Source organism: Kitasatospora cystarginea (assembly GCF_039533515.1).
In the GTDB taxonomy this organism is placed as follows: domain Bacteria; phylum Actinomycetota; class Actinomycetes; order Streptomycetales; family Streptomycetaceae; genus Kitasatospora; species Kitasatospora cystarginea.
Map to the genome: position 1 here is coordinate 28,062 of NZ_BAAATR010000013.1, position 21,852 is coordinate 49,913.

Genomic DNA, 21,852 nt, shown 5'->3' on the forward strand with positions numbered 1-21,852 from the left:
CAGACCCCGAGGGATCCGAGTGCGCGATACTGGGATTGAACCAGTGACCCCCACCGTGTCAAGGTGGTGCTCTCCCGCTGAGCTAATCGCGCCCGGTAAGGCGATGCTACGCCAGGCCCCAAAAAGGGAAGCCGAAGGTGCGCGATACTGGGATTGAACCAGTGACCCCCACCGTGTCAAGGTGGTGCTCTCCCGCTGAGCTAATCGCGCGGGGAGGTCCCCTGGCGAACCAGGGGGACCTCTTGGAGGTGGAGACGGGATTTGAACCCGTGTACACGGCTTTGCAGGCCGTTGCCTCGCCTCTCGGCCACTCCACCAGGCAACTGAGGAGAACGATCCTACCTGTTCTCCATCGAGCGGACGACGAGATTCGAACTCGCGACCCTCACCTTGGCAAGGTGATGCTCTACCAACTGAGCCACGTCCGCCTGTCTCCCGGGCCCTTCACCGCTTTCCTGCGGCTCCGTGTCCCGGCGACGTGTTGAACTTTAGCGGAAACCTCGGCCAGCTCAAATTCCGCCTCCGGAAGCGTGCCGTCGGGGCGGAGGCAGATGGTGTTCCGTCAGCCCGGCGAGGCCCCGCCAGGGCGGAGCGTGCCGCGCTCGCCGACCACCTCCGGGATGACCTGCGGCGGAACGGAGGCCGGCGGTCGGCCGGACCTCCCGCGGACCGCGCCGACCGCCCCCGCCGACCTACACTTCAGCCACCGACCCAAAACCCGCCCCCGTGCCCGCACCCGGGCAGCACAGCATCCGATCCGCGCAGGAGAACCGTGTCCGGCCGCACCAGCTCCCTCGATCCCGCCGCCCCGATGGCCCGCTTCGGCGGCCGCCTGGCGACGGGACTGCGCGAGGTCACCTCGGACCCGGCCGCGCTCGACTCCAGCGGGTTCTGGGCCGTCGCGTACGACTTCGAGGGCCGGCTGACCTGCGCCCGCTTCGACGACGTCCGCCCCGACCCGGCTCCACCGCGCACCGAGGGCTGGCTCGGCCCGGGGGCCGACGGCTGGCACAGCTCCCTCGATCGGGACGCCTACACGGCCGGGGTGCGCCGCATCCGCGAACACATCGCGGCGGGCGAGGTGTACCAGGCCAACCTCTGCCGCGTGCTGTCCGCGCCGCTGCCCGACCCGGCCCGCAGCGACATCGACGCCCTCACCGGCCTGCTCGCCCACGGCAACCCCGCCCCGTACGCGGGGACGATCCGGCTCCCCGAACACGGCGTCGAGATCGCCACCGCCTCGCCGGAGCTCTATCTGCGCCGCACCGGCCACACGGTCTCCTCCGGGCCGATCAAGGGCACCGGCCGCACCGAGCACGATCTGCTGGAAAAGGACCACGCCGAGAACGTGATGATCGTGGACCTGGTCCGCAACGACCTCGGCCGGGTCTGCGCCACGGGCACCGTCACCGTCCCCGACCTCTGCGTGGTCGAGAAGCACCCGGGGCTGGTGCACCTGGTCTCCACCGTGGAAGGCACCCTCCGCGAGGACGCCGGCTGGCCCGAGCTGTTCGCCGCCACCTTCCCGCCCGGCTCGGTCACCGGCGCCCCCAAGTCCAGCGCACTGCGGATCATCGACGCCCTGGAGACCGCCCCCCGCGGCCCGTACTGCGGTGCGGTCGGCTGGGTCGACGCGGACCGGGACGAAGCCGAACTCGCCGTCGGCATCCGGACGTTCTGGCTCGACCGGAGCAGCGGCCACCCCGTCCTCAGGTTCGGTACCGGCGCCGGGATCACCTGGGGCTCCGACCCCGAGCGTGAATGGGACGAGACCGAACTCAAGGCGGCCCGCCTGGTCGGGATAGCGTCGGGCACCGGTACCTGCTGACCCCGCCGGCCCCGAGGAGCTGCCGTCATGCCGAGTCCGACCAGAATCTGGGTGAACGGCTCCCTGACCGAGAGCGGCGATGCCGTGATCTCCGTCCTGGACCACGGACTCACCGTCGGCGACGGCGTGTTCGAGACCGTCAAGGCGGTGGACGGCAGCCCCTTCGCACTCACCCGCCACCTGGAACGGCTCACCCGTTCCGCCCGCGGCCTCGGCCTGCCCGACCCCGATCATGACCAGGTCCGCGAGGCCGTGGCACAGGTCCTGCACGCCGACCCCGTGCCGTTCGCCCGGATCCGGATCACCTACACCGGCGGGATCTCCCCGCTCGGCTCCGAACGCGGCACCGGCCCCACCAGCCTGGTCGTCGCCCTCGGCGGCGCCACCCGGCGGCCCGACACCACGGCGGTCCGGACCGTGCCGTGGCGCCGCAACGAACACAGCGCCGTCGCAGGCCTGAAGACCACCTCCTACGCCGAGAACGTGGTCGCCCTCGCCGCCGCACACCGGGACGACGCCTCCGAGGCGGTCTTCGCCAACACCGCCGGAAACCTCTGCGAGGGCACCGGCTCCAACATCTTCGTCGTCCTGGACGGCCGGCTGCTCACCCCCGCGCTGAGCTCCGGCTGCCTCGCCGGGATCACCCGCCGACTGGTCATCGACTGGACCGGCGCCCAAGAGGCCGACCTCCCCTTCGACGTCCTCCGGCAGGCCGAGGAGGTCTTCCTCACCTCGACCACCCGCGACGTCCAGGCCGTCACCCGCGTCGACGACCGCCACCTCGCCCCCACCCCGGGCCCGATCACCCTCAAGGCCATGACGCAGTTCGCCGAACGCAGCGCCGACGACCTCGACCCGTGACCGGGCAGCGCCCCCGCCCCCGGTCAACGACGACACGGCAGGACCGTCGGCACCGCAGAACCCGGCGAGCGACCGCGCACTCCACACCGGGCCCGCCACGCAGCTCCACACGCCCCTCGGCGATTCCACCGCACACCCGGGGCAGGCCGGGCCGGCAGACGCCCGGGTAGAGAGCCACGGCAACGGGGAAGGGAGCCCCCATGACCACCACGCTGCGCCCCGAGCGCCCCGAGGAGCCCGTACCGGGCGGCGGCCGCAGCCGCCGCTGGCAGATCTGCGTCAACGGCCGCCCCGTCGGAGGCCTTCGCACCACCGCCCTGCCCTGGGGCACCCAGTGGTGGGGCGAGATCTCCGAGCTCGAGGTGACCGACGGCCGCGGGCGCGGGCGGGGTACCGTCGGCGCGCTCGCCGCCGAGGAGGTGCTGCGCGGCTGGGACTGCAGCAGGGTGGACGTGCGGATCCCCACCGAGGCGACCGCCGCGATCCGCCTCGCCCAAGCCCTCGGCTACACCGAGCGGATGCGCAACATGGCCAAACACCTCGACCGGGCCCCGGACCTGCCGGCCGCCGGCCTGACCACCCGGCCCATCGGCGAGGCCGAGTTCGACGACTGGCTCGCCCGGGCCAAGGCCGGCTATCTGCACGACCTCGGCGCCTCGGGCCTCACCGAGCAACAGGCGCGGGCCAAGTCGGACACCGACCACCAGCACCTGCTGCCGCAGGGACCGGCCACCCCGGACGTCGCCCTGCGCCGCCTGTACGACCCGGAGGGCACCCCGCTCGGAAGCCTCTGGGTGGCCCTGCGCCAGAGCGTCCTTGCGAACGGCGCCCCGCTGGCCTGGGTGATGACCGTCGAGGTGGACAGGGAGCAGCGCGGCCGGGGTTACGGCCGGGCCCTGATGCTGCTGGCCGAGCGCGAGTGCCTCGCCGCCGGAGTCCGCGATCTGGGCCTCAACGTTTTCAGCAGCAACACTGTCGCGACCGGTCTGTACGATTCGCTCGGTTACCGGGTGACCCACCGCGTCCTCGGCAAGTCACTGCTCTGACGGCCGGAGGGCCGCGAAAGGCGGCGGGCCCGGTCACCGAAGACGTGACCGGGCCCGGGGCGACGACGAAGCGGCGGGACTCAGGCCCGGCCGCGCTGCTCCTCGATGATGGCGACGATCCGCTCGAGCAGCCCGTCCTGGCTCTTCCCGCCGTCCAGACGCTGTCCGGCGATCACGTACGTCGGCGTGCCGGTGACGCCGATCGCCTTCCCCTCCGCCTGGTCGGCGTCCACGATCAAGGTGTGCCGGCCGTCGACCAGGGCGGTGTCGACCTCCTCGGCATCCAGCCCGACCTCGGCGGCGACCTGCACCAGCAGCTTCTCCCCGCCCTTGTCCAGCTCCTTGACCCGGGCCAGCAGCGCCGTCACGTACTGCCACCCATTGCCCTGGGCGAACGCCTCCTCGGCCGCCTGGGCCGCCGCGTACGCGTGCTTGTGCTTCTCCAGCGGGAAGTGCCGCAGCTCGATGGGCAGCGCGTCGCCGTACCGGTCACGCAGTGCCTGTACGTCGTCCAGGGCGGCGCGGCAGTCCGGGCACTGGAGCTCGCACCAGAACTCGAGGCGGGGGAGAGAACCTTCGATCATGGGCCCAGTCTGTCATCCGGCCCGCCGTCCGCCCGATCCCCGGCAGGCGCCGCCCGACGGGGCTCAGCCGGTCGGTACGGTCTCCGCCGACCGCTGCCGCGCGCGGTACGCCGCCACGTGCAGCCGGTTGCCGCAAGTACGGCTGTCGCAGTAGCGGCGGGAGCGGTTGCGCGAGAGGTCCACGAAGACCCGGGCGCAGTCGGGGGCCTCGCAGCGGCGCAGCCGCTCGCGCTCCCCGGCCATCACGATGAAGGCCAGCGCCATGCCGAGTTCGGCCGCCAGGTGGTCACCGATCGCCGCGTGCGGGGCGAAGTAGTGGATGTGCCAGTCGTGCTGGTCGTGGTTGGTGAGCCGGGGCGTGGTCCCGGCGGCGGCCACCACCGCGTTCACCAGCTCGGCCGCCTCCTCGGTGGAACCGGCGGAGAACACCTCGCGCAGCCGCGACCGCAGGCGGTGCACGGCAGCCAGGTCGGCGGGCGAGAGCGAGTCGACCTCGCTGATGTCCTGGCGCACCACGAAGGCGCTGAGCGCGGCGACATCCGGGAGCTGCTCGCTGCCACACGCCTCGTGCGAGGTGTTGAGCAGCTCCACCAGAACGCTCAGCGAGCACTCGGTGTCATGGGTGATCAGCACGTGAGGACTCCTCGCGCGGCGGGCGGCCCCGGCCTCCCGCGTCGGTCATCACCCGTGACTCTACCGGGCGGGGCTGTCCGAACGGCGTAGGTCCGCGGCTGCCGGGGCGCCGCGGCCGGGTGCGGCGCGCCGCCCGCGAGGCTGCCGGATCGGATAGGGGCGGTGCCGTACGGACGGACCGGGACGGATGGTGTACGGACCGTGCTGGGTCGTGACGAAAGCGCCCGGCCTGGTGAGCGGTCATCCGCGCATGGATGACCGGCACCGGTGGCCGGGCGCCTCCGTCGTCGCCGATACAGGTCGGGCCGGCCGCTCCGTGGAGTGACCGGGACGAGCCCCGAGGCCGCTTGGTGGGCGGCGAACAGTGCGACCGTGCCCCCGAGTAGGACGGACGCTGTCGGGTAACGGCCCCACCGCCGAGGCGGTCAGCTCTCGGCGAGGATGTGGGACAGCTCTCGATCGAGATCGAAATGGCGGTGTTCGGTGCCGGGCGGCACGGCGGCGTCGGTCCGCTTGAGGAAGGACTCAAGCGCCCGGGCCGGGGCCTCCAGCAGGGCCTCTCCCTCCGGAGAACTCAGGGCGATGCAGACCACACCCTGTCCATGGCTGCGCGAGGGCCACACCCGGACGTCGCCGGTCCCGGTGGGTCGATGGAGCCCCTCCGCAAGAAGATCACGGGCGAACACCCACTCCACGGTCTCGTCGGCACCGGTGTGGAAGGTCGCATGCACGGCATAGGGGTCGGCAGTGTCGTAGCGCAGGCCCGCGGGGACGGGCAGTGACGACTCGCTCGACACGATGAGGCGCAGGTGCAGCTCACAGCTGACCGTGGTGTTCATAAGCGCCAGGGCCTTTCGCTCAGTGTGCGCTCGGGGAATCGCACGTCGGCGAACGGACCATCCCACCTGAAAGCCCGGTGTAAACCCGTCTGTCCCGATTCAGCTGCGAGTCGTACCCCTTCCGGCGCATTGCGGAAACGTGGTGGCTCTCCCGGCGGGCCCGGGCGCTTGGCAACGCCTGGTGGTTTTCGCCGGATGGCCGCCGCATGGTTGTGCGAAGCGACAATCCGGTCCGGCCGACGGCTCGGCCCGGCGGGCGGGACGGGGCTGAGTGCGGGGGCGGATCCGGAGGGTCGGGGGAGGGGGCAGAGGGGGCGCCCGGTCGGCTTGCCGCGGTGACCTGCTGATGACCGGGCCCCGGGGGTGACCCGGGCCGGGGCCGCCTCGGTCGGCCGGTCCGGCAGGGGCGGTGCGAGGGGGGTGGTTCGGAGCACCCGTCCGGATGCGGTAATGTTCTTTCTGTGCCCGGGCGATTAGCTCAGCGGGAGAGCACTTCGTTCACACCGAAGGGGTCACTGGTTCGATCCCAGTATCGCCCACCGGAATGCACCACAGATGTCGGGCCCCGACCAGGAAATGGTCGGGGCCCGACATCTTTTTGCATTCCCGCTGGCCTGCTTCTTGTTGAAGGGTGAGCTGATTCACTATCAGCATCCTTGTGGCCGGAGGGAACTGGGGGGCTGTCGGCGCGGGCCGTACGGAGCCGGATTGTGCAGCCGAAGCCAAGTGGTGCTAGAGTTCTTCTCGTTGCCACGGGCGATTAGCTCAGCGGGAGAGCACTTCGTTCACACCGAAGGGGTCACTGGTTCGATCCCAGTATCGCCCACCGTCAACACTCAGGCCCTGACCGGGAGTCCGGTCGGGGCCTGAGTCGTCTCCGGCGAATTCAGGCCGCGGCCTCGCAACGGTGGTTCGACGAGAGGCGGCGGCCGCAGCCGCAGCGGGCCGGGCGCAGCGGCCAGTGGAAGTCCACGCGTTCGGTGCTGCCCGAGCGGTCGAACCAGTTCTGCAGTCCCCGGGCCTGGGCCGCGTACCAGCTCCGTTGGCGCAGATGCAGTTCGGCGGCGGAGAGCGTGCCCAGCGGGCTGGCGTAGCGGGAGCCGAGGGCGCGGACGAGGTCGAGGGCGGCGGCCGCGTCGGCGGCGGCGTCGTGGGCGCCGGTCAGGGTGACGCCGTAGTGGGCGCAGAGATCGCTGAGGGTGCGGCGGCCCTTGCGGTAGCGGTCCACGTAGCGGTCCAGCACCCGGGGGTCGAGCACCAGCAGCTCGGCGTCGCCCAGGGAGTCGGGCAGTGAGATCTCGCGGTGGCGGCGCAGTTCGCGGTCGAGCAGCGTCAGGTCGTACGGGGCGTTCATCACCACCAGGGGGACGCCGGCCCTGGCCTGTTCGCCGAGCGCGCGGGCGATCTCGGCGACGACCGTGCGCGGAGGCCGGCCGTGGGCGCGGACCTGCGCGTCGGTTATCCCGTGTACCGCGCGGGCGCCGTCGGGGATCGGTATGCCCGGATCGGCGAGCCAGGACACCGTCCGGGCGGCTGTGCCGGGGGAGGGCTGGAGCACCAGGGCGGCCGAGACGATGCGGTCGGTCTCGACGTCCACGCCGGTGGTCTCGGTGTCGAAAGAGGCCAGCGGCCCCTCGTACCAGCGCTGAGAATGCTGCATGACTGCCCCTCAGGTGCCACTGGGCGTGGCCCGGCGCGCCACCGAGGACCGGTGGCGCGCCGGGCGCGGCGGCGTTTCTGTCCTGGTGATACCGCAGTTGACGCACCCTCAACCGCCCGGCGGCAAGCCCGCGGGAAGGTTTCTTGGGATCCGTGGCCGAACGGACACGGAACGTGGTCGACCATCGGCGGGTGGACGGGTACGCGGTCGGGTGGCCGGGCTCGGTACCATCGACACGCGCAGCAGAGTGCTGCGGCACAGGGATGTCAGGAGAGACCGGTGACGGAAGTCCGGGTAATCATCAACCGCGAACCCGATCGGGAAGAGCGCGTGGTGACCACGGGCACTACGGCCGCCGATCTGTTCGCCGACGACCGCTCGATCATCGCCGCCCGGGTCGCGGGCCAGCTCAAGGACCTCGCGTACGTCGTCCAGGACGGCGAGGAGGTGGAGCCGGTCGCGATCTCCAGCAAGGACGGCCTCGACATCCTGCGGCACTCCACCGCACACGTGATGGCGCAGGCCGTGCAGGAGATCTTCCCCGAGGCCAAGCTGGGCATCGGCCCGCCGATCAAGGACGGCTTCTACTACGACTTCGACGTCGAGAAGCCCTTCCACCCCGATGACCTCAAGGTCATCGAGAAGAAGATGCAGGAGATCATCAAGCGCGGGCAGAGGTTCTCCCGCCGTGTGGTCACCGACGAGGCCGCCCGCGAGGAGCTGGCCGGTGAGCCGTACAAGCTGGAGCTGATCGGCCTCAAGGGCTCCGCCGCCACCGCCGGCGAGGGTGCCAGCGTCGAGGTCGGCGCCGGCGAGCTGAGCATCTACGACAACCTGGACGCCAAGACCGGAGATCGGTGCTGGGGCGACCTCTGCCGTGGCCCGCACCTGCCCACCACCCGGAACATCCCGGCGTTCAAGCTGATGCGCTCGGCCGCCGCGTACTGGCGCGGCAGCGAGAAGAACAACCAGTTGCAGCGCATCTACGGCACCGCGTGGCCGACGAAGGACGAGCTGAAGGCGCACCTCGACTTCCTCGAGGAGGCCGCCAAGCGCGACCACCGCAAGCTCGGCACCGAGCTCGATCTCTTCTCCATCCCGGAGGAGATCGGTTCGGGCCTGGCCGTCTTCCACCCCAAGGGCGGCATCATGCGCCGGGTCATGGAGGACTACTCGCGCAAGCGGCACGAGGAGGCGGGCTACGAGTTCGTCTACACCCCGCACGCCACCAAGGGCACCCTGTTCGAGCTCTCCGGCCACCTGGACTGGTACGCCGACGGCATGTACCCGCCCATGCAGCTCGACGGCGAGCACGACTACTACCTCAAGCCGATGAACTGCCCGATGCACAACCTGATCTACCGCTCGCGCGGTCGGTCGTACCGCGAACTGCCGCTGCGGCTCTTCGAGTTCGGTACGGTCTACCGGTACGAGAAGTCGGGTGTGGTGCACGGTCTGACCCGCGCCCGGGGCTTCACCCAGGACGACGCGCACATCTACTGCACCCACGAGCAGATGCACGACGAGCTGGACTCGCTGCTCACCTTCGTGCTGGACCTGCTGCGCGACTACGGTCTGACCGACTTCTACCTGGAGCTGTCGACTCGCGACCCGGAGAAGTACATCGGCGCCCTCGAGGACTGGGAGATCGCCACCGAGACCCTGCGGGCCGCGGCCGAGAAGCAGGGCCTCGAGCTGGTGCTCGACCCGGCCGGTGCGGCCTTCTACGGACCGAAGATCTCGGTCCAGGCCCGCGACGCCATCGGCCGCACCTGGCAGATGTCGACCATCCAGGTCGACTTCCAGCTGCCGAACCGCTTCGACCTCGAGTTCCAGGGCGCGGACGGCAACCGCCAGCGTCCGGTCATGATCCACCGTGCGCTGTTCGGCTCGATCGAGCGGTTCTTCGCGGTGCTGCTGGAGCACTACGCGGGTGCCATGCCGCCGTGGCTGGCCCCGGTCACCGTGGTCGGCATCCCGATCACCGACGAGCACGTGCCGTACCTGCGGGAGGTCGCGGCCGAGCTGAAGAAGCACGGCATCCGGGTCGAGGTGGACGCCTCGGACGACCGCATGCAGAAGAAGATCCGCAACGCTCAGAAGGCCAAGATCCCGTTCATGCTGATCGCGGGCAACGACGACGTCGAGGCCGGTGCCGTCTCCTTCCGCTACCGCAACGGTGAGCAGAAGAACGGGGTGCCGGTTGCCGAGGCCGTCGCCGAGATCGTCGACGCGGTGGAGCGCCGTATCCAGGTGTGACGTGGTCCCCGCGTGAGCGGGGGTTAGTACGGGGCAGGCTCTGATGAGTCTGCCCCGTACGGCTTTGCGGGGTTGCCCGGGAGAATATGCTGATCAGCATGACGAGTGAGCCGGAACTGCAGCAGGGCGTGGGTGAGCCGGACGGCTTCCGGCGCCTTTGGACCCCCCATCGGATGGCGTACATCCAGGGTGAGAACAAGCCCACCGGACCGGCTCCCGATGACGGTTGCCCGTTCTGCTCGATCCCGTCGCTGAGCGACGAGGACGGGCTGATCATCGCCCGGGGCAGCGCCGTGTTCGCGGTGCTCAACCTCTACCCGTACAACGGCGGGCACTTGATGGTCGTCCCGTACCGGCACGTGGCCGACTACACGGACCTGGACGAGGCGGAGACGGTCGAGCTCGCCGAGTTCACCAAGCGGGCGATGACGGCGCTGCGCGCGGCCTCCGGGGCGCACGGCTTCAACATCGGGATGAACCAGGGCGCCGCTGCCGGTGCCGGGATCGCCGCGCACCTGCACCAGCACGTGGTGCCGCGCTGGGGCGGGGACACCAACTTCATGCCCGTGGTGGGGCACACCAAGGTGCTGCCGCAGCTGCTGGCGGACACCCGCAAGATGCTCGCCGAGGTCTGGCCGCAGGGCTGAGCGGACCTGACGGGGCAAGGCCGAAGGGCTCGTACCGGGAGGTTCCGGTACGAGCCCTTCGGCGTGCGGCCGTGGTCAGCCGGCGTCGTAGACGTCGGCCTTGAAGGGGCGCACGCCCTGCATCTCGGACTTGAGGATGCCCGTCCGGTTGGTGAAGCGGGCGACGTTGACGTCGTGCTCCTCCAGGAAGTCGACGGTGGCGGCGAGTACCGCGTTGACCACCGGGGTGGCACTGTAGATCACGTCGTCGGACTTGAAGCGGCTGGTCCAGGTGCGGTCGGCCCAGGCGGCCCGGAGCGAGAACGGCTCCGGCAGGGCGATCTTGCCACCCAGCCAGGTGAGCAGGGTGGGCAGCTTCATGAACGGCGCCCGGACGGCCTGCCGGACCACCTCGTCGTTGTCCACCAGGGGCAGGACGACCGTCTTCTCCTCCCAGAACTTGCCGGTCTTGGCGACCGAGATCTCCTTGGGCTTGGGCTTGGCGCCGAAGAGCCCGTTGAGCGGGCCGAGGGCGTAGCCGGCCACCGAGACCCGCAGGGTGTTGCTGAGCACGGTGACGCCGATCACCGTGGTGGTCACCAACTGGCCGTTGTGCAGCACGAGCTGGGTGGCCAGCCGGTGCCGGGTGTCGGTGCCGAGGGTCTGCCGGTTGGCGATGGACTGGATGCCGAAGTCGCGCATCCGGTAGCCGTCCATCTCGGGGCCGCCCGGGCGGCCGATCTCGTCGGCGCCCTCCGGAATGTCCACCACGACCCACTGCTGGATGGCGACGTGCCTCATCCCGCCGTCGGAGATCTCGCTGCGGCCGAGGCCGCCGAGGCGGTCGGCGATGCGGCGGGTGAGATCCCACGGGTGGAAGGTCCGGAAGTCGACCTGGCCCTCGGCCGGACGCAGGTCCTCGACCATCTCCCAGACGCCCCAGCGCATTCCGGCGCCGAGGATGCCCCTGGAGCCGGCGTAGTGCTGGATGTTGGTGTCCTGCTCGGCGGTCAGCCGCTCCAGCTGGGCGCGGAGCGTGCTGGCCTTCTTGTCCAGGTCGTCGCGCGGGACGGCCTTGGGGACGGTCGCGGCTATCGCGCTGCCCTCGACCAGGGCTCCCCAGCGGGAGCGCAGGTCCTCGGTGCTGCGCAGGACGATCCGCTTGGCGACGAACCAGCCGACGACGGGCGCCACCATCATGAGCCGGAAGTACTGGGCGAGCAGCCCGCTCATCGGCGGCCGCAGCACGAAGAGCAGGGCCAGTCCACCGGCGACCAGCAGCGCGACGGTGCCGTAGAAGCCCTCACGGGCCGGGTTCCGCTTCTTCAGCCAGGCCCGGCTCTGGAAGGCGAGCAGCCAGATCAGCGCGCCCGGCAGGAAGAGCAGTCCGCTGACCAGGGTGACCAGGGTGAGCTTGCGGTCCCTGGCGCCTCGGAGATCCTCGGCGGCGAGGCAGTGCTCGACCACCATCCGGGTGTCGGTACCGAAGGACGGGACCAGCGGGTTGCGCTTGGCGGCCAGGGTCCGGTCGATCAGGGCGCGGCTGTAGGCCTCGCCGAGACTTGGCCGGAAAAGGGCGAACTTGCCCTCCTTGATCTTGGCGCCGAGCTTCTCCCCTAGGTCGCGGAAGTCGCTGTCGCGGTAGGCCGCCGAGGAGAGCAGCTGGGTGACTGCGGTCTGTGGTCCGACGTCCGTGCGGGGTATCTGCGCGCCCGGTGTCATGTCCAGCTTGGTCACGGTGGTGCCCCCTCCTCCCCTTGTCAGCCGCAGGGTACCGTGCCGCCGCCGTGCTGCGCGGATCATCGTCTGAACCGCTGTCACATCTCGCCAGGCGTGGCTCCTCTCGCTATGGTGCCCACTTCAGGCCCGCTTTGACCCCGCGGGTCCCGCTGGTCCCGGTGGTGGGAGGATCGGGGCATGGCCGATGCTGAGGTGGTTGCGGTGGATCCGGTGCTCGTCTTCGACGGGGACTGCGCGTTCTGCACGACCTGCAAGAACGCCGCCGAGCGTTATCTGCGGGCGAGCCTGGCGGCCGGGGGGTGGGAGGCGGTGCCGTTCCAGTTCGCGGATCTGGCGGCGTTGGACGAGCGGGCCGGTGGGCGGGGGCTGGTGACCTGGGAGCGGGCCGAGCGGGAGATCCTCTGGGTGACGCCCGGCGGGGAGGTCTACGGCGGGGCCCAGGCGGCCGCGCGGCTGCTGATGCGGTCGGGCGGGGTGTGGGCGTACCTGGGCGGGGCGCTGGCTCTGCCGCCGGTCCGTCCGCTGGCGGGGGTGGTCTATCGGCTGGTCGCGCGGAACCGGCACCGGATGCCCGGTGGGACGCCGGCCTGCGCGCTTCCGCAGCGCGGGTGAGCCTTTCGGGGCGGGAGGTTGACGGATGGGGGCGCGAGGGCGGAAGCGGATGCCGTTCGGCGGGGCCTGCTGCGCCCCGGTGCTTCTGCGGATCAGTGGGGTGCTGTGCCATCCGGTCCGCACGCCGTTGTGCGCCCCCGTCCGTTGATCCCCGCCGCCCCTTTACGCTGACCGCCGCCGGGTTTCACGAGCCGTTCTCGTACCGGGCGGCAAGGGCGGCGGGCATCGGGGCGTGCCGGACGTAGCTGCGCGAGAACTGGCCGGTGCCGTGCGAGATGGACCTCAACTCGACTGGATAGCGGGCGAGTTCGAGTTCGGGGACTTCGGCGCGGACCAGGCTGAGGCCGGGGCCGCCGGGTTCGGTGCCGAGCACGTGGCCGCGGCGGGCGGAGAGGTCGGTGAGGACGGCGCCCTGGTACTCGTCGGGCAGCAGGACCTGGATCTCGTCCACGGGTTCCAGCAGTCGGACGGTGGCGTGGGCGGCGGCCTCGCGCAGTGCGAGGGCGCCGGCGGTCTGGAAGGCGGCGTCAGAGGAGTCGACCGAGTGCGCCTTGCCGTCGGTGAGGGTCACCCGGACGTCGACCATGGGGTAGCCGGCCTTGACGCCGTGGGCGAGTTGGGCGCGTACGCCCTTCTCCACCGAGGGGATGAAGTTGCGCGGCACGGCGCCGCCGACGACCTTGTCGACGAACTCGAAGCCGCTGCCGGGCGCCAGGGGTTCGACGGTGAGGTCGCAGATGGCGAACTGGCCGTGGCCGCCGGACTGTTTGACGTGCCGTCCGTGGCCGCTGGCGGTGGTGGCGAAGGTCTCGCGCAGGGCGACCTGGTACCCGACGGTGTCGAGGTTGACGCCGTAGCGGGTGCGCAGGCGGTCCAGGACGACGGCCTGGTGGGCCTCGCCGGTGCACCAGAGCACGAGTTGGTGGGTTTCGGCGTTCTGCTCCACCCGCAGGGCCGGGTCCTGGGCGGTGAGCCGGGCGAGGCTCTGGGCGAGCCGGTCCTCGTCGCCCTTGCTGTGGGCCCGGATCGCGACAGGGAGCAGCGGTTCGGGCAACGGCCAGCGCTCGAGGACGAGTTGGCCGGCGGAGAGGGTGTCCCCGGTGCGCGCGGTGGCGAGTTTGGCGAGGCAGACCAGGTCGCCGGGGAGGGCGTAGGGGACCGGTCGCTGCTGCTTGCCGAAGGGGGAGGTGAGGGCGGTGACGCGTTCGTCGGGGTGGTCGGCCAGGTGCAGGGTGGTGTCGGGGCGCAGGGTGCCGGAGTAGACCCGGACCAGGCTGAGGCGGCCGACGTACGGGTCCTCGCCGGTGTGGACGACCTGGACGGTGACGGGGGCGTCGGGATCGGAGGACGGCAGGTCGTCCCGGCGTTCCTCGGGGGTGGGGAGGATCTCGGTGATCAGGTCGAGGAGTTCGGCGGCGCCGACGGCGGGGCCGGCCGGGTCGAGCGGGGGTGCGGCGGCGAGTACGGGGTGCACGGTGCCCTGGAGGACTTCGCGGCGCAGCGCCTCGGTGAGCGAGGCGGGGTCGAGGTCCTCGCCGGCCACGTAGCGCTCCAGCAGGGTGTCGTCCTCGCCGGCGATGGCCTCGACCAGGCGGCCGCGGGCCTCGTCGGCGCCGGGTACCTCGCCGCTCTCGCCGTAGCGGCGCCCGGTGAGGAGTTCGAGTGAGCCGTACGGGTGGCCGTCGCGCAGGATCGGCAGGTGGATGGGCAGGACGGTGTCGGGGTGGCCCTCGCCGAAGGCCTCCTGGCAGGCGACCAGGGCCTCCTCGAAGCTGCCCCGGCCCGCGGTGAGGTGGGTGAGGACGATCACGGTGGGCAGCCCGGTGGCGCGGCACTCGCGCCAGAGGGTGAGGGCGGGCAGCGGGATCGGGTCGGCGGCGGAGAGGACCAGGACGGCGGACTCGGCGGCGCGCAGTCCGGCCCGCAGGTCGCCGGCGAAGTCGGCGTAGCCGGGGGTGTCCAGCAGGTTGATCTTGGTGTCGCGCCAGCTGAGCGGGAGCAGCGCGAGCTGGACCGAGCGCTGCTGCTGGTGCTCGATCTCCTCGTAGTCGGCGGCGGTGGTGCCGTCGGGGACGGTGCCCGCCCGGGTGAGGGCGCCCGCGGTGAGGGCGAGGGATTCGGCGAGGGTGGTCTTCCCTGCGCCGCTGGGGCCGATCAGGGCCACGTTGCGCAGTTGCGCGGGCCGCTCGACGGTGGGTGCGGGCGCGTGAGGGGTTCCTCGGTCGGCCATGGCGTGCCTCCTTCGCGGGGGCGGCAGTTACGTCCCGTATGCGGGGAAGTGCCCTGAGTGGCGGCCGGTTTGGGCCGGGACCGGCTCGCGGGGTATGGGGCGGCCAAGCGGTACGAGCGGCCTGGATACCATTGTCGGGCCGGGTGGGTCGTTCCGCTCGGCCGCCGGTCGACCACTGGGGCCGAGGGCGGATAGGTGAGACCAGGGCGGTTTGGAAGGCCATGCTCAACAAGTACGCACGTGCCTTCTTCACACGTGTCCTGACGCCGTTCGCGGCGCTGCTGCTGCGCTGGGGGGTGAGCCCGGACGCGGTGACGCTGATCGGTACGGCCGGCTCGGTCGCCGGTGCGCTGGTGTTCTTCCCCCGGGGCGAGTTCTTCTGGGGCACCATCACGATCACGCTCTTCATCTTCTCCGACCTGGTGGACGGCAACATGGCCCGCCAGGCGGGCAGGTCGAGCAAGTGGGGCGCGTTCCTGGACTCGACGCTGGACCGGGTCGCCGATGCGGCGATCTTCGGCGGGCTGGCGCTCTGGTACGCGGGCAAGGGAGACAACGACCTGCTCTGCGCGATCTCGGTGCTCTGCCTGGCGAGCGGCCAGGTGGTCTCGTACACCAAGGCCCGGGCGGAGAGCCTGGGGCTGCCGTGCAACGTGTCGGGGCTGGTCGAGCGGGCCGAGCGGTTGGTGATAAGCCTGGTCGCGGCGGGTGTGGCCGGCCTGCACACCTTCGGGGTGCCGTATGTGGAGCCGCTGCTGCCGCTGGCGCTGTGGCTGGTCGCGCTGGGCAGCCTGGTGACGGTGCTGCAGCGGATGCTGACCGTGCGCCGGGAGGCGCTGGAGGCCGTCGAGTCGCGGGAGGTGCTGTGAGCGCCCCGGTGCCGAGCGCTCCGGCGCTCAGGGAACGGCTGGTGGACGGTGCCTACGCGCTGGGCTGGTCGGTGCTGAAGCACCTGCCGGAGCCGGTCGCGCGCGGCCTGTTCGACCAGCTGGCGGACTTCACCTGGCGCAAGCGCGGCAAGGGCGTGCGCCAGCTGGAACGCAACCTCTCCCGGGTGCACCCGGGGGCGGGCGAGGAGCGGCTGCGCGAGCTGTCCCGGGCGGGGATGCGCTCCTATCTGCGGTACTGGCTGGAGGCGTTCCGGCTGCCCACCTGGAGCCGGGCGCGGATCTCGGAAGTCGTGCAGGCCAAGGGGCTGGAGAACCTGACCGGTCCGATGGAGGCCGGGCGCGGTGTGGTGGCGGCGCTGCCGCACATGGCCAACTGGGACCTGGCCGGGGCGTGGATCGTCGGCCAGGGGCACCCGTTCACCACGGTCGCCGAGCGGCTCAAGCCGGAGTCGCTGTTCGACCGCTTCGTCGCGTACCGCGAGAGCCTGGGCATGGAGGTGCTGCCGCTGACCGGCGGCGGGGGTTCGGTGATCGGCACGCTGGCCCGCCGGCTGCGGGCGGGAAGGCTGGTCTGCCTGGTCGGCGACCGCGACCTGTCGGACGCCGGCATCCCGGTGGAGTTCTTCGGCGAGCAGACCAAGGTCCCGGCGGGCCCGGCCGCGCTGGCCGTGCGGACGGGGGCGGCGCTGGTCCCGGCCACGCTCTGGTACGACGGTCCGGTGATGCGGGTCGAGATCCACCCCGAGCTGCCGGTGCCCGAGGAGGGCGACCAGCAGTCCAAGGTCCTGGCGATGACCCAGGCACTCGCCGACGTGTGGGCGGACGGGATCCGCGAGCACTCGGAGGACTGGCACATGCTGCAGAAGTTCTGGCTGGCCGACCTGGGCCCACGCCGTACCGCCTGAGGGGGCCGCGATGAAGATCGGAATCGTCTGCCCGTACGACTGGGACGTCCCCGGCGGGGTGCAGTTCCACATCCGCGACCTCGCGGAGCACCTGATCGGCCTCGGCCACCAGGTCTCCGTACTCGCGCCGGCCGAGGACGAGTCGGCGCTGCCGCCGTACGTGGTCTCGGCCGGTCGGGCCGTCGCGGTGCCCTACAACGGCTCGGTGGCCCGGCTCAGCTTCGGCATCCTCTCCGCCGCCCGGGTGAGGCGCTGGCTGAACGAGGGCCGGTTCGACATCCTGCACGTCCACGAGCCCTCCTCGCCCAGCCTGTCGATGCTGGCAGCCTGGTCCGCCTCGGGGCCGATGGTGGGCACCTTCCACACCTCCAACCCGCGGTCCCGCGCGATGATCGCGGCCTCGCCGATCCTCCAGCCGGGCCTGGAGAAGATGAGCGCCCGGATCGCGGTCAGCGAGTACGCCCGGCGCACTCTGGTGGAACACCTCGGTGGCGACGCGGTGGTGATCCCCAACGGCGTGGACGTGCGGTTCTTCGCCGAGGCCGAGCCCGACCCGCGTTGGCAGGGCGGGGCGGCCGACGGCAAGCCCGGCACGATCGGCTTCATCGGCCGGATCAACGAGCCCCGCAAGGGCCTGCCGAGCCTGCTCGCCGCACTGCCCAAGATCCTCGCCGAGCGCCCGGGCGTCCGGCTGCTGGTGGCCGGCAAGGGCGACGAGGAGGAGGCGGTGGCCGGCCTGGCGCCCGAGGTGCGGCGGCAGGTGGAGTTGCTCGGCATGGTCAGCGACCGGGAGAAGGCCCGGTTGCTGCGCAGCGTCGACCTGTACGTGGCGCCGAACACCGGCGGCGAGAGCTTCGGCATCATCCTGGTCGAGGCGATGTCGGCGGGCGCCCCGGTGCTGGCCAGCGACCTGGACGCGTTCCGGCAGGTGCTGGACGGCGGTGACGCCGGCGAGCTGTTCCCGGTCGAGGACCCGGCGGCCCTCGCCGACGCCGCGCTGCGGCTGCTGGGCGACCCGGACCGGCTGGCCCGACTGCGCCGGGCGGCCTCCCGACATGTGCGGCGGTTCGACTGGTCGACCGTCGGCGCGGAGATCCTCTCGGTGTACGAGACGGTCACCGACGGCATGCCGCCGGTGGCCGAGGACGAGCGGACCGGGTGGCGCGGCCGGCTGAAGCTGACCAGGGACTGACCGGCCGGCCGGGGGAACCTGGATTGACGGGCCAACTAGGGTTGGCCTGACGGTGCGTCGACCAACCCCGGGGGCCCGAGATGCCGCAGATATCCATCGACTACTCCGAGGGCGTCGCCTTCGACCGGCCGGCGTTCGTCCGCGATCTGCACTCGCGGGTCGCCGCGCTGATCTCCTCGCCCGTGGACGACTGCAAGACGGTCTTCCGCAAGGCCGAGGACTTCCACGTCGGCCACGGCGGGCTGCCGCGGGCCGCGACGGTGTACCTGGAGATCAAGCTCCTCTCGGGTCGCAGTCGTGAGCTGAGGACCGAGTTGGCCGAGGAACTGCTGAGCCTGCTGGAGCGTTCGGTGCGGCCGGCCTCCGGGGTGCGGGCGCACCTCGCGGTGAACGTGCTGGAGATGGACCGGGACTTCTACCGGAAGAGTGCCCTGTAGCGTTCTGCTCCGTGACTACGTGGATCTGGGCCGCCGCGGCTCTCGTGCTGTTCGCCGTCTACCTGAGCTGGACGGCGGGCCGGCTCGACCGCCTCCACGCCCGGATCGACGCGGCCCGGGCCTCGCTGGACGCGCAGCTCGTCCGGCGGGCCTCCGTCGCGCTTGAGCTGGCCACCTCCTCGCTGCTCGACCCGGCCGCCTCGATCCTGCTGTACGAGGCCTCGCACGCCGCCCGGCAGGCCGAGGACGAGCACCGGGAGGTGGCGGAGAGCGAGCTGAGCCTGGCGCTGCGCGCGGTGTTCGCCGACCCGGAACAGGTGGCGGCGCTACTGGCGGTTCCGGGTGGTGAAGAAGTTGTGAGGGACCTCACAGCGGCGGTGCGCCGGGTGCCGATGGCGCGGCGGTTCCACAACGACGCGGTCCGGGCTGCGCGGGCGGTGCGCGAGCACCGTCTGGTGCGCTATTTCCGGCTGGCCGGTCGGGCGCCCTTCCCGCTCGCCTTCGAGATGGACGACGAACCCCCCGCGGCGCTCACGCCCCAGGGTGCTCCCGCGTGAGCGCGTTACAGCCTGTTTGTCGTATCCCGACTTGCAGGCTTGGACTAGGTGGCGCATGGGCAAGCGGTGGTTCGGGCCTACGATAGGGCGATAGCACTGGTTCATCTTCGAGTGAGGTCTCACGTGTCCACCACCCCCATCACCGCAGACCAGCCGCAGATCGGCACCGCCCGCGTGAAGCGCGGCATGGCCGAGCAGCTCAAGGGCGGTGTGATCATGGATGTGGTCAACGCCGAGCAGGCGAAGATCGCCGAGGACGCCGGTGCGGTCGCCGTCATGGCGCTGGAGCGCGTTCCCGCCGACATCCGCAAGGACGGCGGCGTGGCCCGGATGTCCGACCCGAACATGATCGAGGAGATCATCAACGCGGTCTCCATCCCGGTCATGGCCAAGTCCCGGATCGGCCACTTCGTCGAGGCCCAGGTCCTGCAGTCGCTCGGTGTCGACTACATCGACGAGTCCGAGGTACTGACCCCGGCCGACGAGGTCAACCACTCCGACAAGTGGGCCTTCACCACCCCCTTCGTCTGCGGCGCCACCAACCTGGGCGAGGCTCTGCGCCGCATCGCCGAGGGTGCGGCCATGATCCGCTCCAAGGGTGAGGCCGGCACCGGCAACGTGGTCGAGGCCGTCCGCCACCTGCGCCAGATCAAGAACGAGATCGGCCACCTGCGTGCCCTGGACCACAACGAGCTGTACGCCGCCGCCAAGGAGCTGCGCGCCCCGTACGAGCTGGTCAAGGAGGTCGCCGAGCTCGGCAAGCTCCCGGTCGTGCTGTTCTCCGCCGGCGGCGTGGCCACCCCGGCCGACGCCGCGCTGATGCGCCAGCTGGGCGCCGAGGGCGTCTTCGTCGGCTCGGGCATCTTCAAGTCGGGTGACCCGGCCAAGCGTGCCGCCGCCATCGTCAAGGCCACCACCTTCTTCGACGACCCGAAGATCATCGCCGACGCCTCCCGCAACCTGGGCGAGGCCATGGTCGGCATCAACTGCGACACCCTGCCGGAGACCGAGCGCTACGCCAACCGCGGCTGGTGATTCGGTAGCGCTTCCGGGCCCGCCGCGCAGCAGTGGGGCGCGGCGGGCCGCCGAGCGCGCCCGCAGCACAGACTCCAGCGAACACGATCCAAGAGGTAGCAACCGTGTCCAGCACTCCCGTCATCGGCGTTCTCGCGCTGCAGGGCGACGTCCGTGAGCACCTGGTGGCACTGGCCGCCGCCGACGCGATAGCCCGCCCGGTGCGGCGCGCCGAGGAACTGGCCGAGGTGGACGCGCTGGTGATCCCCGGCGGCGAGTCCACCACCATGTCCAAGCTGGCCCTGCAGTTCGACGTGATGGGCCCGCTGCGCGAGCGGGTGGCCGCCGGGATGCCGGTCTACGGCACCTGCGCGGGCATGATCATGCTCGCCGACAAGATCCTCGACGGCCGGGAGGACCAGGAGACCGTCGGCGGCATCGACATGACCGTCCGCCGCAACGCCTTCGGCCGGCAGAACGAGTCCTTCGAGTCCGGGATCGACTTCAAGGGGCTGGACGGCGGACCGGTGCACGGCGTGTTCATCCGCGCCCCCTGGGTCGAGGCGGTCGGCACGGCCGTCGAGGTGCTGGCGGAGCTGCCGGCTGCCGACGGTCCCGAGAGCCGCATCGTGGCGGTCCGCCAGGGCAACCTGCTCGCCACCTCGTTCCACCCCGAGCTGACCGGCGACCACCGGGTGCACGAGTACTTCGTACGCATGGTCGAGGCCGTCTGAGCGGGCCGCGGCGTAATTCGTCGCTTGATTCCTCGCTCGTCTCCGGGCGCTCTGGTCCGGTGTCGACACTCCTCCCTCCGGCGCTCCTCCGTCGCTTGTCGCTCGTCGCTTTCGACACCGGCGCGCCCTTTGGCTCGCGCGGTGTGCTCCTCGCTCGCCTCCGGGCGCTCTGGTCCGGTGTCGACACTCCTCCCTCCGGCGCTCCTCCGTCGCTTGTCGCCCGTCGCTCCCGATACGGGCGCGCACTTCGGCTCGCGAGGGAGACTGATGCGATGCCAGGTGTCGGTTCGGACACCGGTAAGATCTCCTGTGTTCATTTCCCTTTGGCGACGTAAAGGAGCTGGCGATGTCCGGCCACTCTAAGTGGGCTACCACCAAGCACAAGAAGGCCGTGATCGACGCCAAGCGCGGCAAGCTCTTCGCCAAGATGATCAAGAACATCGAGGTGGCGGCGCGCACCGGCGGTTCCGACCTGGGCGGTAACCCGACGCTGTACGACGCCGTGCAGAAGGCCAAGAAGGCGTCGGTCCCGAACGACAACATCGACCGCGCGATCAAGCGCGGTGGCGGTCTGGAGGCCGGCGGCGCCGACTACCAGACGATCATGTACGAGGGCTACGGCCCGAACGGTGTCGCGGTGCTCATCGAGTGCCTCACCGACAACCGCAACCGCGCCGCCTCGGACGTGCGCGTGGCCATGACGCGCAACGGCGGCTCGATGGCCGACCCGGGCTCGGTCTCGTACATGTTCTCCCGCAAGGGCGTCGTGATCGTCCCCAAGGCCGACGGCGTGGACGAGGACAAGCTCTTCGAGGTCGTCCTCGACCAGGACCCGGAAGAGATCAACGACCTCGGTGAGTCCTTCGAGATCATCTCCGAGGCCTCCAACATGGTTGCCGTCCGCACCGCGCTGGTCGACGCGGGCATCGACTACGACTCGGCCGAGGCCAACTTCGTCCCCAGCGTGCAGGTCCAGCTGGACGCCGACGGCGCCCGCAAGATCTTCAAGCTGATCGACGCCCTCGAGGACAGCGACGACGTGCAGAACGTCTTCGCCAACTTCGACGTCTCCGACGAGGTCATGGCCGAGGTCGACGCCTGATCCCGGATCCGTCCGCTCCGCCCGGCAGCCCGCACGGCTGCCGGGCGGAGGTGTGTTCGGGGCCGGGGTTGTCACAGCCGACCGGTAGCCTTCGCAGGTCGGA

20 protein-coding genes and 6 tRNA genes are annotated in these 21,852 nt (G+C 71.1%); 16 read left to right on the forward strand and 10 right to left on the reverse strand.

The window, feature by feature from the left end; translation table 11 throughout:
- Nucleotides 1-20 precede the first annotated feature (20 nt).
- From ABD369_RS16415 to ABD369_RS16430, 4 genes are all read right to left on the reverse strand, one after another.
- Nucleotides 21-92, reverse strand: a tRNA-Val gene (locus ABD369_RS16415).
- 46 nt (nt 93-138) lie between these two features.
- A tRNA-Val gene (locus ABD369_RS16420) sits at nt 139-210 on the reverse strand.
- A gap of 33 nt (nt 211-243) precedes the next feature.
- Nucleotides 244-317: transfer RNA gene (locus tag ABD369_RS16425), tRNA-Cys, on the reverse strand.
- A 38-nt stretch (nt 318-355) separates the two neighbouring features.
- Nucleotides 356-428: transfer RNA gene (locus ABD369_RS16430), tRNA-Gly, on the reverse strand.
- A gap of 344 nt (nt 429-772) precedes the next feature.
- Here ABD369_RS16430 and ABD369_RS16435 point away from each other — a divergent pair.
- From ABD369_RS16435 to ABD369_RS16445, 3 genes are all read left to right on the forward strand, one after another.
- Entirely contained in the window at nt 773-1,828 is a 1,056-nt protein-coding gene (locus tag ABD369_RS16435) for a chorismate-binding protein (RefSeq protein ID WP_344637147.1), read from the forward strand.
- Nucleotides 1,829-1,855: 27 nt separating this feature from the next.
- Nucleotides 1,856-2,689: an aminotransferase class IV gene (locus ABD369_RS16440; RefSeq protein ID WP_344637148.1), complete on the forward strand. Its 834-nt coding sequence runs from the start codon at nt 1,856-1,858 to the stop codon at nt 2,687-2,689.
- A 200-nt stretch (nt 2,690-2,889) separates the two neighbouring features.
- Nucleotides 2,890-3,735, forward strand: a complete 846-nt coding sequence (locus tag ABD369_RS16445) for a GNAT family N-acetyltransferase (RefSeq protein WP_344637149.1) — start codon at nt 2,890-2,892, stop codon at nt 3,733-3,735.
- 80 nt (nt 3,736-3,815) lie between these two features.
- Here ABD369_RS16445 and ABD369_RS16450 read toward each other — a convergent pair whose 3' ends face one another.
- From ABD369_RS16450 to ABD369_RS16460, 3 genes are all read right to left on the reverse strand, one after another.
- Nucleotides 3,816-4,319, reverse strand: coding sequence for a DsbA family protein (locus ABD369_RS16450; protein ID WP_344637150.1), 504 nt, complete (start codon nt 4,317-4,319; stop codon nt 3,816-3,818).
- Between the two features lie 63 nt (nt 4,320-4,382).
- On the reverse strand, nt 4,383-4,952 hold the full coding sequence (locus tag ABD369_RS16455; RefSeq protein ID WP_344637151.1) for a CGNR zinc finger domain-containing protein: 570 nt from the start codon (nt 4,950-4,952) through the stop codon (nt 4,383-4,385).
- Between the two features lie 425 nt (nt 4,953-5,377).
- Complete coding sequence (locus ABD369_RS16460) at nt 5,378-5,791, reverse strand: SsgA family sporulation/cell division regulator (RefSeq protein WP_030056266.1); 414 nt, start codon at nt 5,789-5,791, stop codon at nt 5,378-5,380.
- 467 nt (nt 5,792-6,258) lie between these two features.
- Between ABD369_RS16460 and ABD369_RS16465 the strand changes: the two genes are divergently transcribed.
- Nucleotides 6,259-6,330, forward strand: a tRNA-Val gene (locus ABD369_RS16465).
- Between the two features lie 215 nt (nt 6,331-6,545).
- A tRNA-Val gene (locus tag ABD369_RS16470) sits at nt 6,546-6,617 on the forward strand.
- A 60-nt stretch (nt 6,618-6,677) separates the two neighbouring features.
- On the opposite strand, the gene ABD369_RS16475 is transcribed toward ABD369_RS16470, so the two are convergent.
- Nucleotides 6,678-7,451 (reverse strand): exonuclease domain-containing protein, encoded by a 774-nt coding sequence (locus ABD369_RS16475; RefSeq protein WP_344637152.1) that lies wholly within the window; start codon nt 7,449-7,451, stop codon nt 6,678-6,680.
- Nucleotides 7,452-7,730: 279 nt separating this feature from the next.
- On the opposite strand from ABD369_RS16475, the gene thrS reads away from it, so the two are divergent.
- Both thrS and ABD369_RS16485 read left to right on the forward strand, forming a co-directional pair.
- Nucleotides 7,731-9,710 (forward strand): threonine--tRNA ligase, encoded by a 1,980-nt coding sequence (gene thrS, locus ABD369_RS16480; RefSeq protein ID WP_344637153.1) that lies wholly within the window; start codon nt 7,731-7,733, stop codon nt 9,708-9,710.
- Between the two features lie 86 nt (nt 9,711-9,796).
- Nucleotides 9,797-10,357 (forward strand): HIT family protein, encoded by a 561-nt coding sequence (locus ABD369_RS16485; protein ID WP_344637154.1) that lies wholly within the window; start codon nt 9,797-9,799, stop codon nt 10,355-10,357.
- A gap of 75 nt (nt 10,358-10,432) precedes the next feature.
- Here ABD369_RS16485 and ABD369_RS16490 read toward each other — a convergent pair whose 3' ends face one another.
- Entirely contained in the window at nt 10,433-12,073 is a 1,641-nt protein-coding gene (locus ABD369_RS16490; protein ID WP_344637155.1) for a hypothetical protein, read from the reverse strand.
- Between the two features lie 180 nt (nt 12,074-12,253).
- Between ABD369_RS16490 and ABD369_RS16495 the strand changes: the two genes are divergently transcribed.
- Entirely contained in the window at nt 12,254-12,688 is a 435-nt protein-coding gene (locus tag ABD369_RS16495; protein WP_344637156.1) for a thiol-disulfide oxidoreductase DCC family protein, read from the forward strand.
- 184 nt (nt 12,689-12,872) lie between these two features.
- On the opposite strand, the gene ABD369_RS16500 is transcribed toward ABD369_RS16495, so the two are convergent.
- The gene (locus ABD369_RS16500; RefSeq protein ID WP_344637157.1) at nt 12,873-14,918 is read right to left on the reverse strand and encodes an elongation factor G-like protein EF-G2; all 2,046 of its coding nucleotides are present in this window, start codon (nt 14,916-14,918) and stop codon (nt 12,873-12,875) included.
- Between the two features lie 221 nt (nt 14,919-15,139).
- Between ABD369_RS16500 and pgsA the strand changes: the two genes are divergently transcribed.
- From pgsA to ABD369_RS16540, 8 genes are all read left to right on the forward strand, one after another.
- Nucleotides 15,140-15,787 (forward strand): phosphatidylinositol phosphate synthase, encoded by a 648-nt coding sequence (pgsA, locus tag ABD369_RS16505; protein WP_344637158.1) that lies wholly within the window; start codon nt 15,140-15,142, stop codon nt 15,785-15,787.
- Nucleotides 15,784-16,713, forward strand: a complete 930-nt coding sequence (locus ABD369_RS16510; RefSeq protein WP_344637159.1) for a phosphatidylinositol mannoside acyltransferase — start codon at nt 15,784-15,786, stop codon at nt 16,711-16,713. The genes pgsA and ABD369_RS16510 overlap by 4 nt, the downstream gene beginning before the upstream one ends.
- Nucleotides 16,714-16,723: 10 nt before the next feature.
- Nucleotides 16,724-17,905, forward strand: a complete 1,182-nt coding sequence (locus tag ABD369_RS16515) for a glycosyltransferase family 4 protein (RefSeq protein ID WP_344637160.1) — start codon at nt 16,724-16,726, stop codon at nt 17,903-17,905.
- Nucleotides 17,906-17,985: 80 nt separating this feature from the next.
- Nucleotides 17,986-18,342 carry an isomerase gene (locus ABD369_RS16520; RefSeq protein ID WP_344637161.1) on the forward strand — a complete coding sequence of 119 codons (357 nt, stop codon included), beginning with the start codon at nt 17,986-17,988 and terminating at the stop codon, nt 18,340-18,342.
- An 11-nt stretch (nt 18,343-18,353) separates the two neighbouring features.
- On the forward strand, nt 18,354-18,899 hold the full coding sequence (locus ABD369_RS16525; RefSeq protein ID WP_344637162.1) for a hypothetical protein: 546 nt from the start codon (nt 18,354-18,356) through the stop codon (nt 18,897-18,899).
- A gap of 123 nt (nt 18,900-19,022) precedes the next feature.
- Nucleotides 19,023-19,934 (forward strand): pyridoxal 5'-phosphate synthase lyase subunit PdxS, encoded by a 912-nt coding sequence (gene pdxS / locus ABD369_RS16530; RefSeq protein WP_344637163.1) that lies wholly within the window; start codon nt 19,023-19,025, stop codon nt 19,932-19,934.
- A gap of 104 nt (nt 19,935-20,038) precedes the next feature.
- On the forward strand, nt 20,039-20,647 hold the full coding sequence (pdxT, locus tag ABD369_RS16535; RefSeq protein ID WP_344637164.1) for a pyridoxal 5'-phosphate synthase glutaminase subunit PdxT: 609 nt from the start codon (nt 20,039-20,041) through the stop codon (nt 20,645-20,647).
- A 346-nt stretch (nt 20,648-20,993) separates the two neighbouring features.
- Entirely contained in the window at nt 20,994-21,749 is a 756-nt protein-coding gene (locus ABD369_RS16540; protein ID WP_344637165.1) for a YebC/PmpR family DNA-binding transcriptional regulator, read from the forward strand.
- The last annotated feature ends 103 nt before the right edge of the window (nt 21,750-21,852 follow it).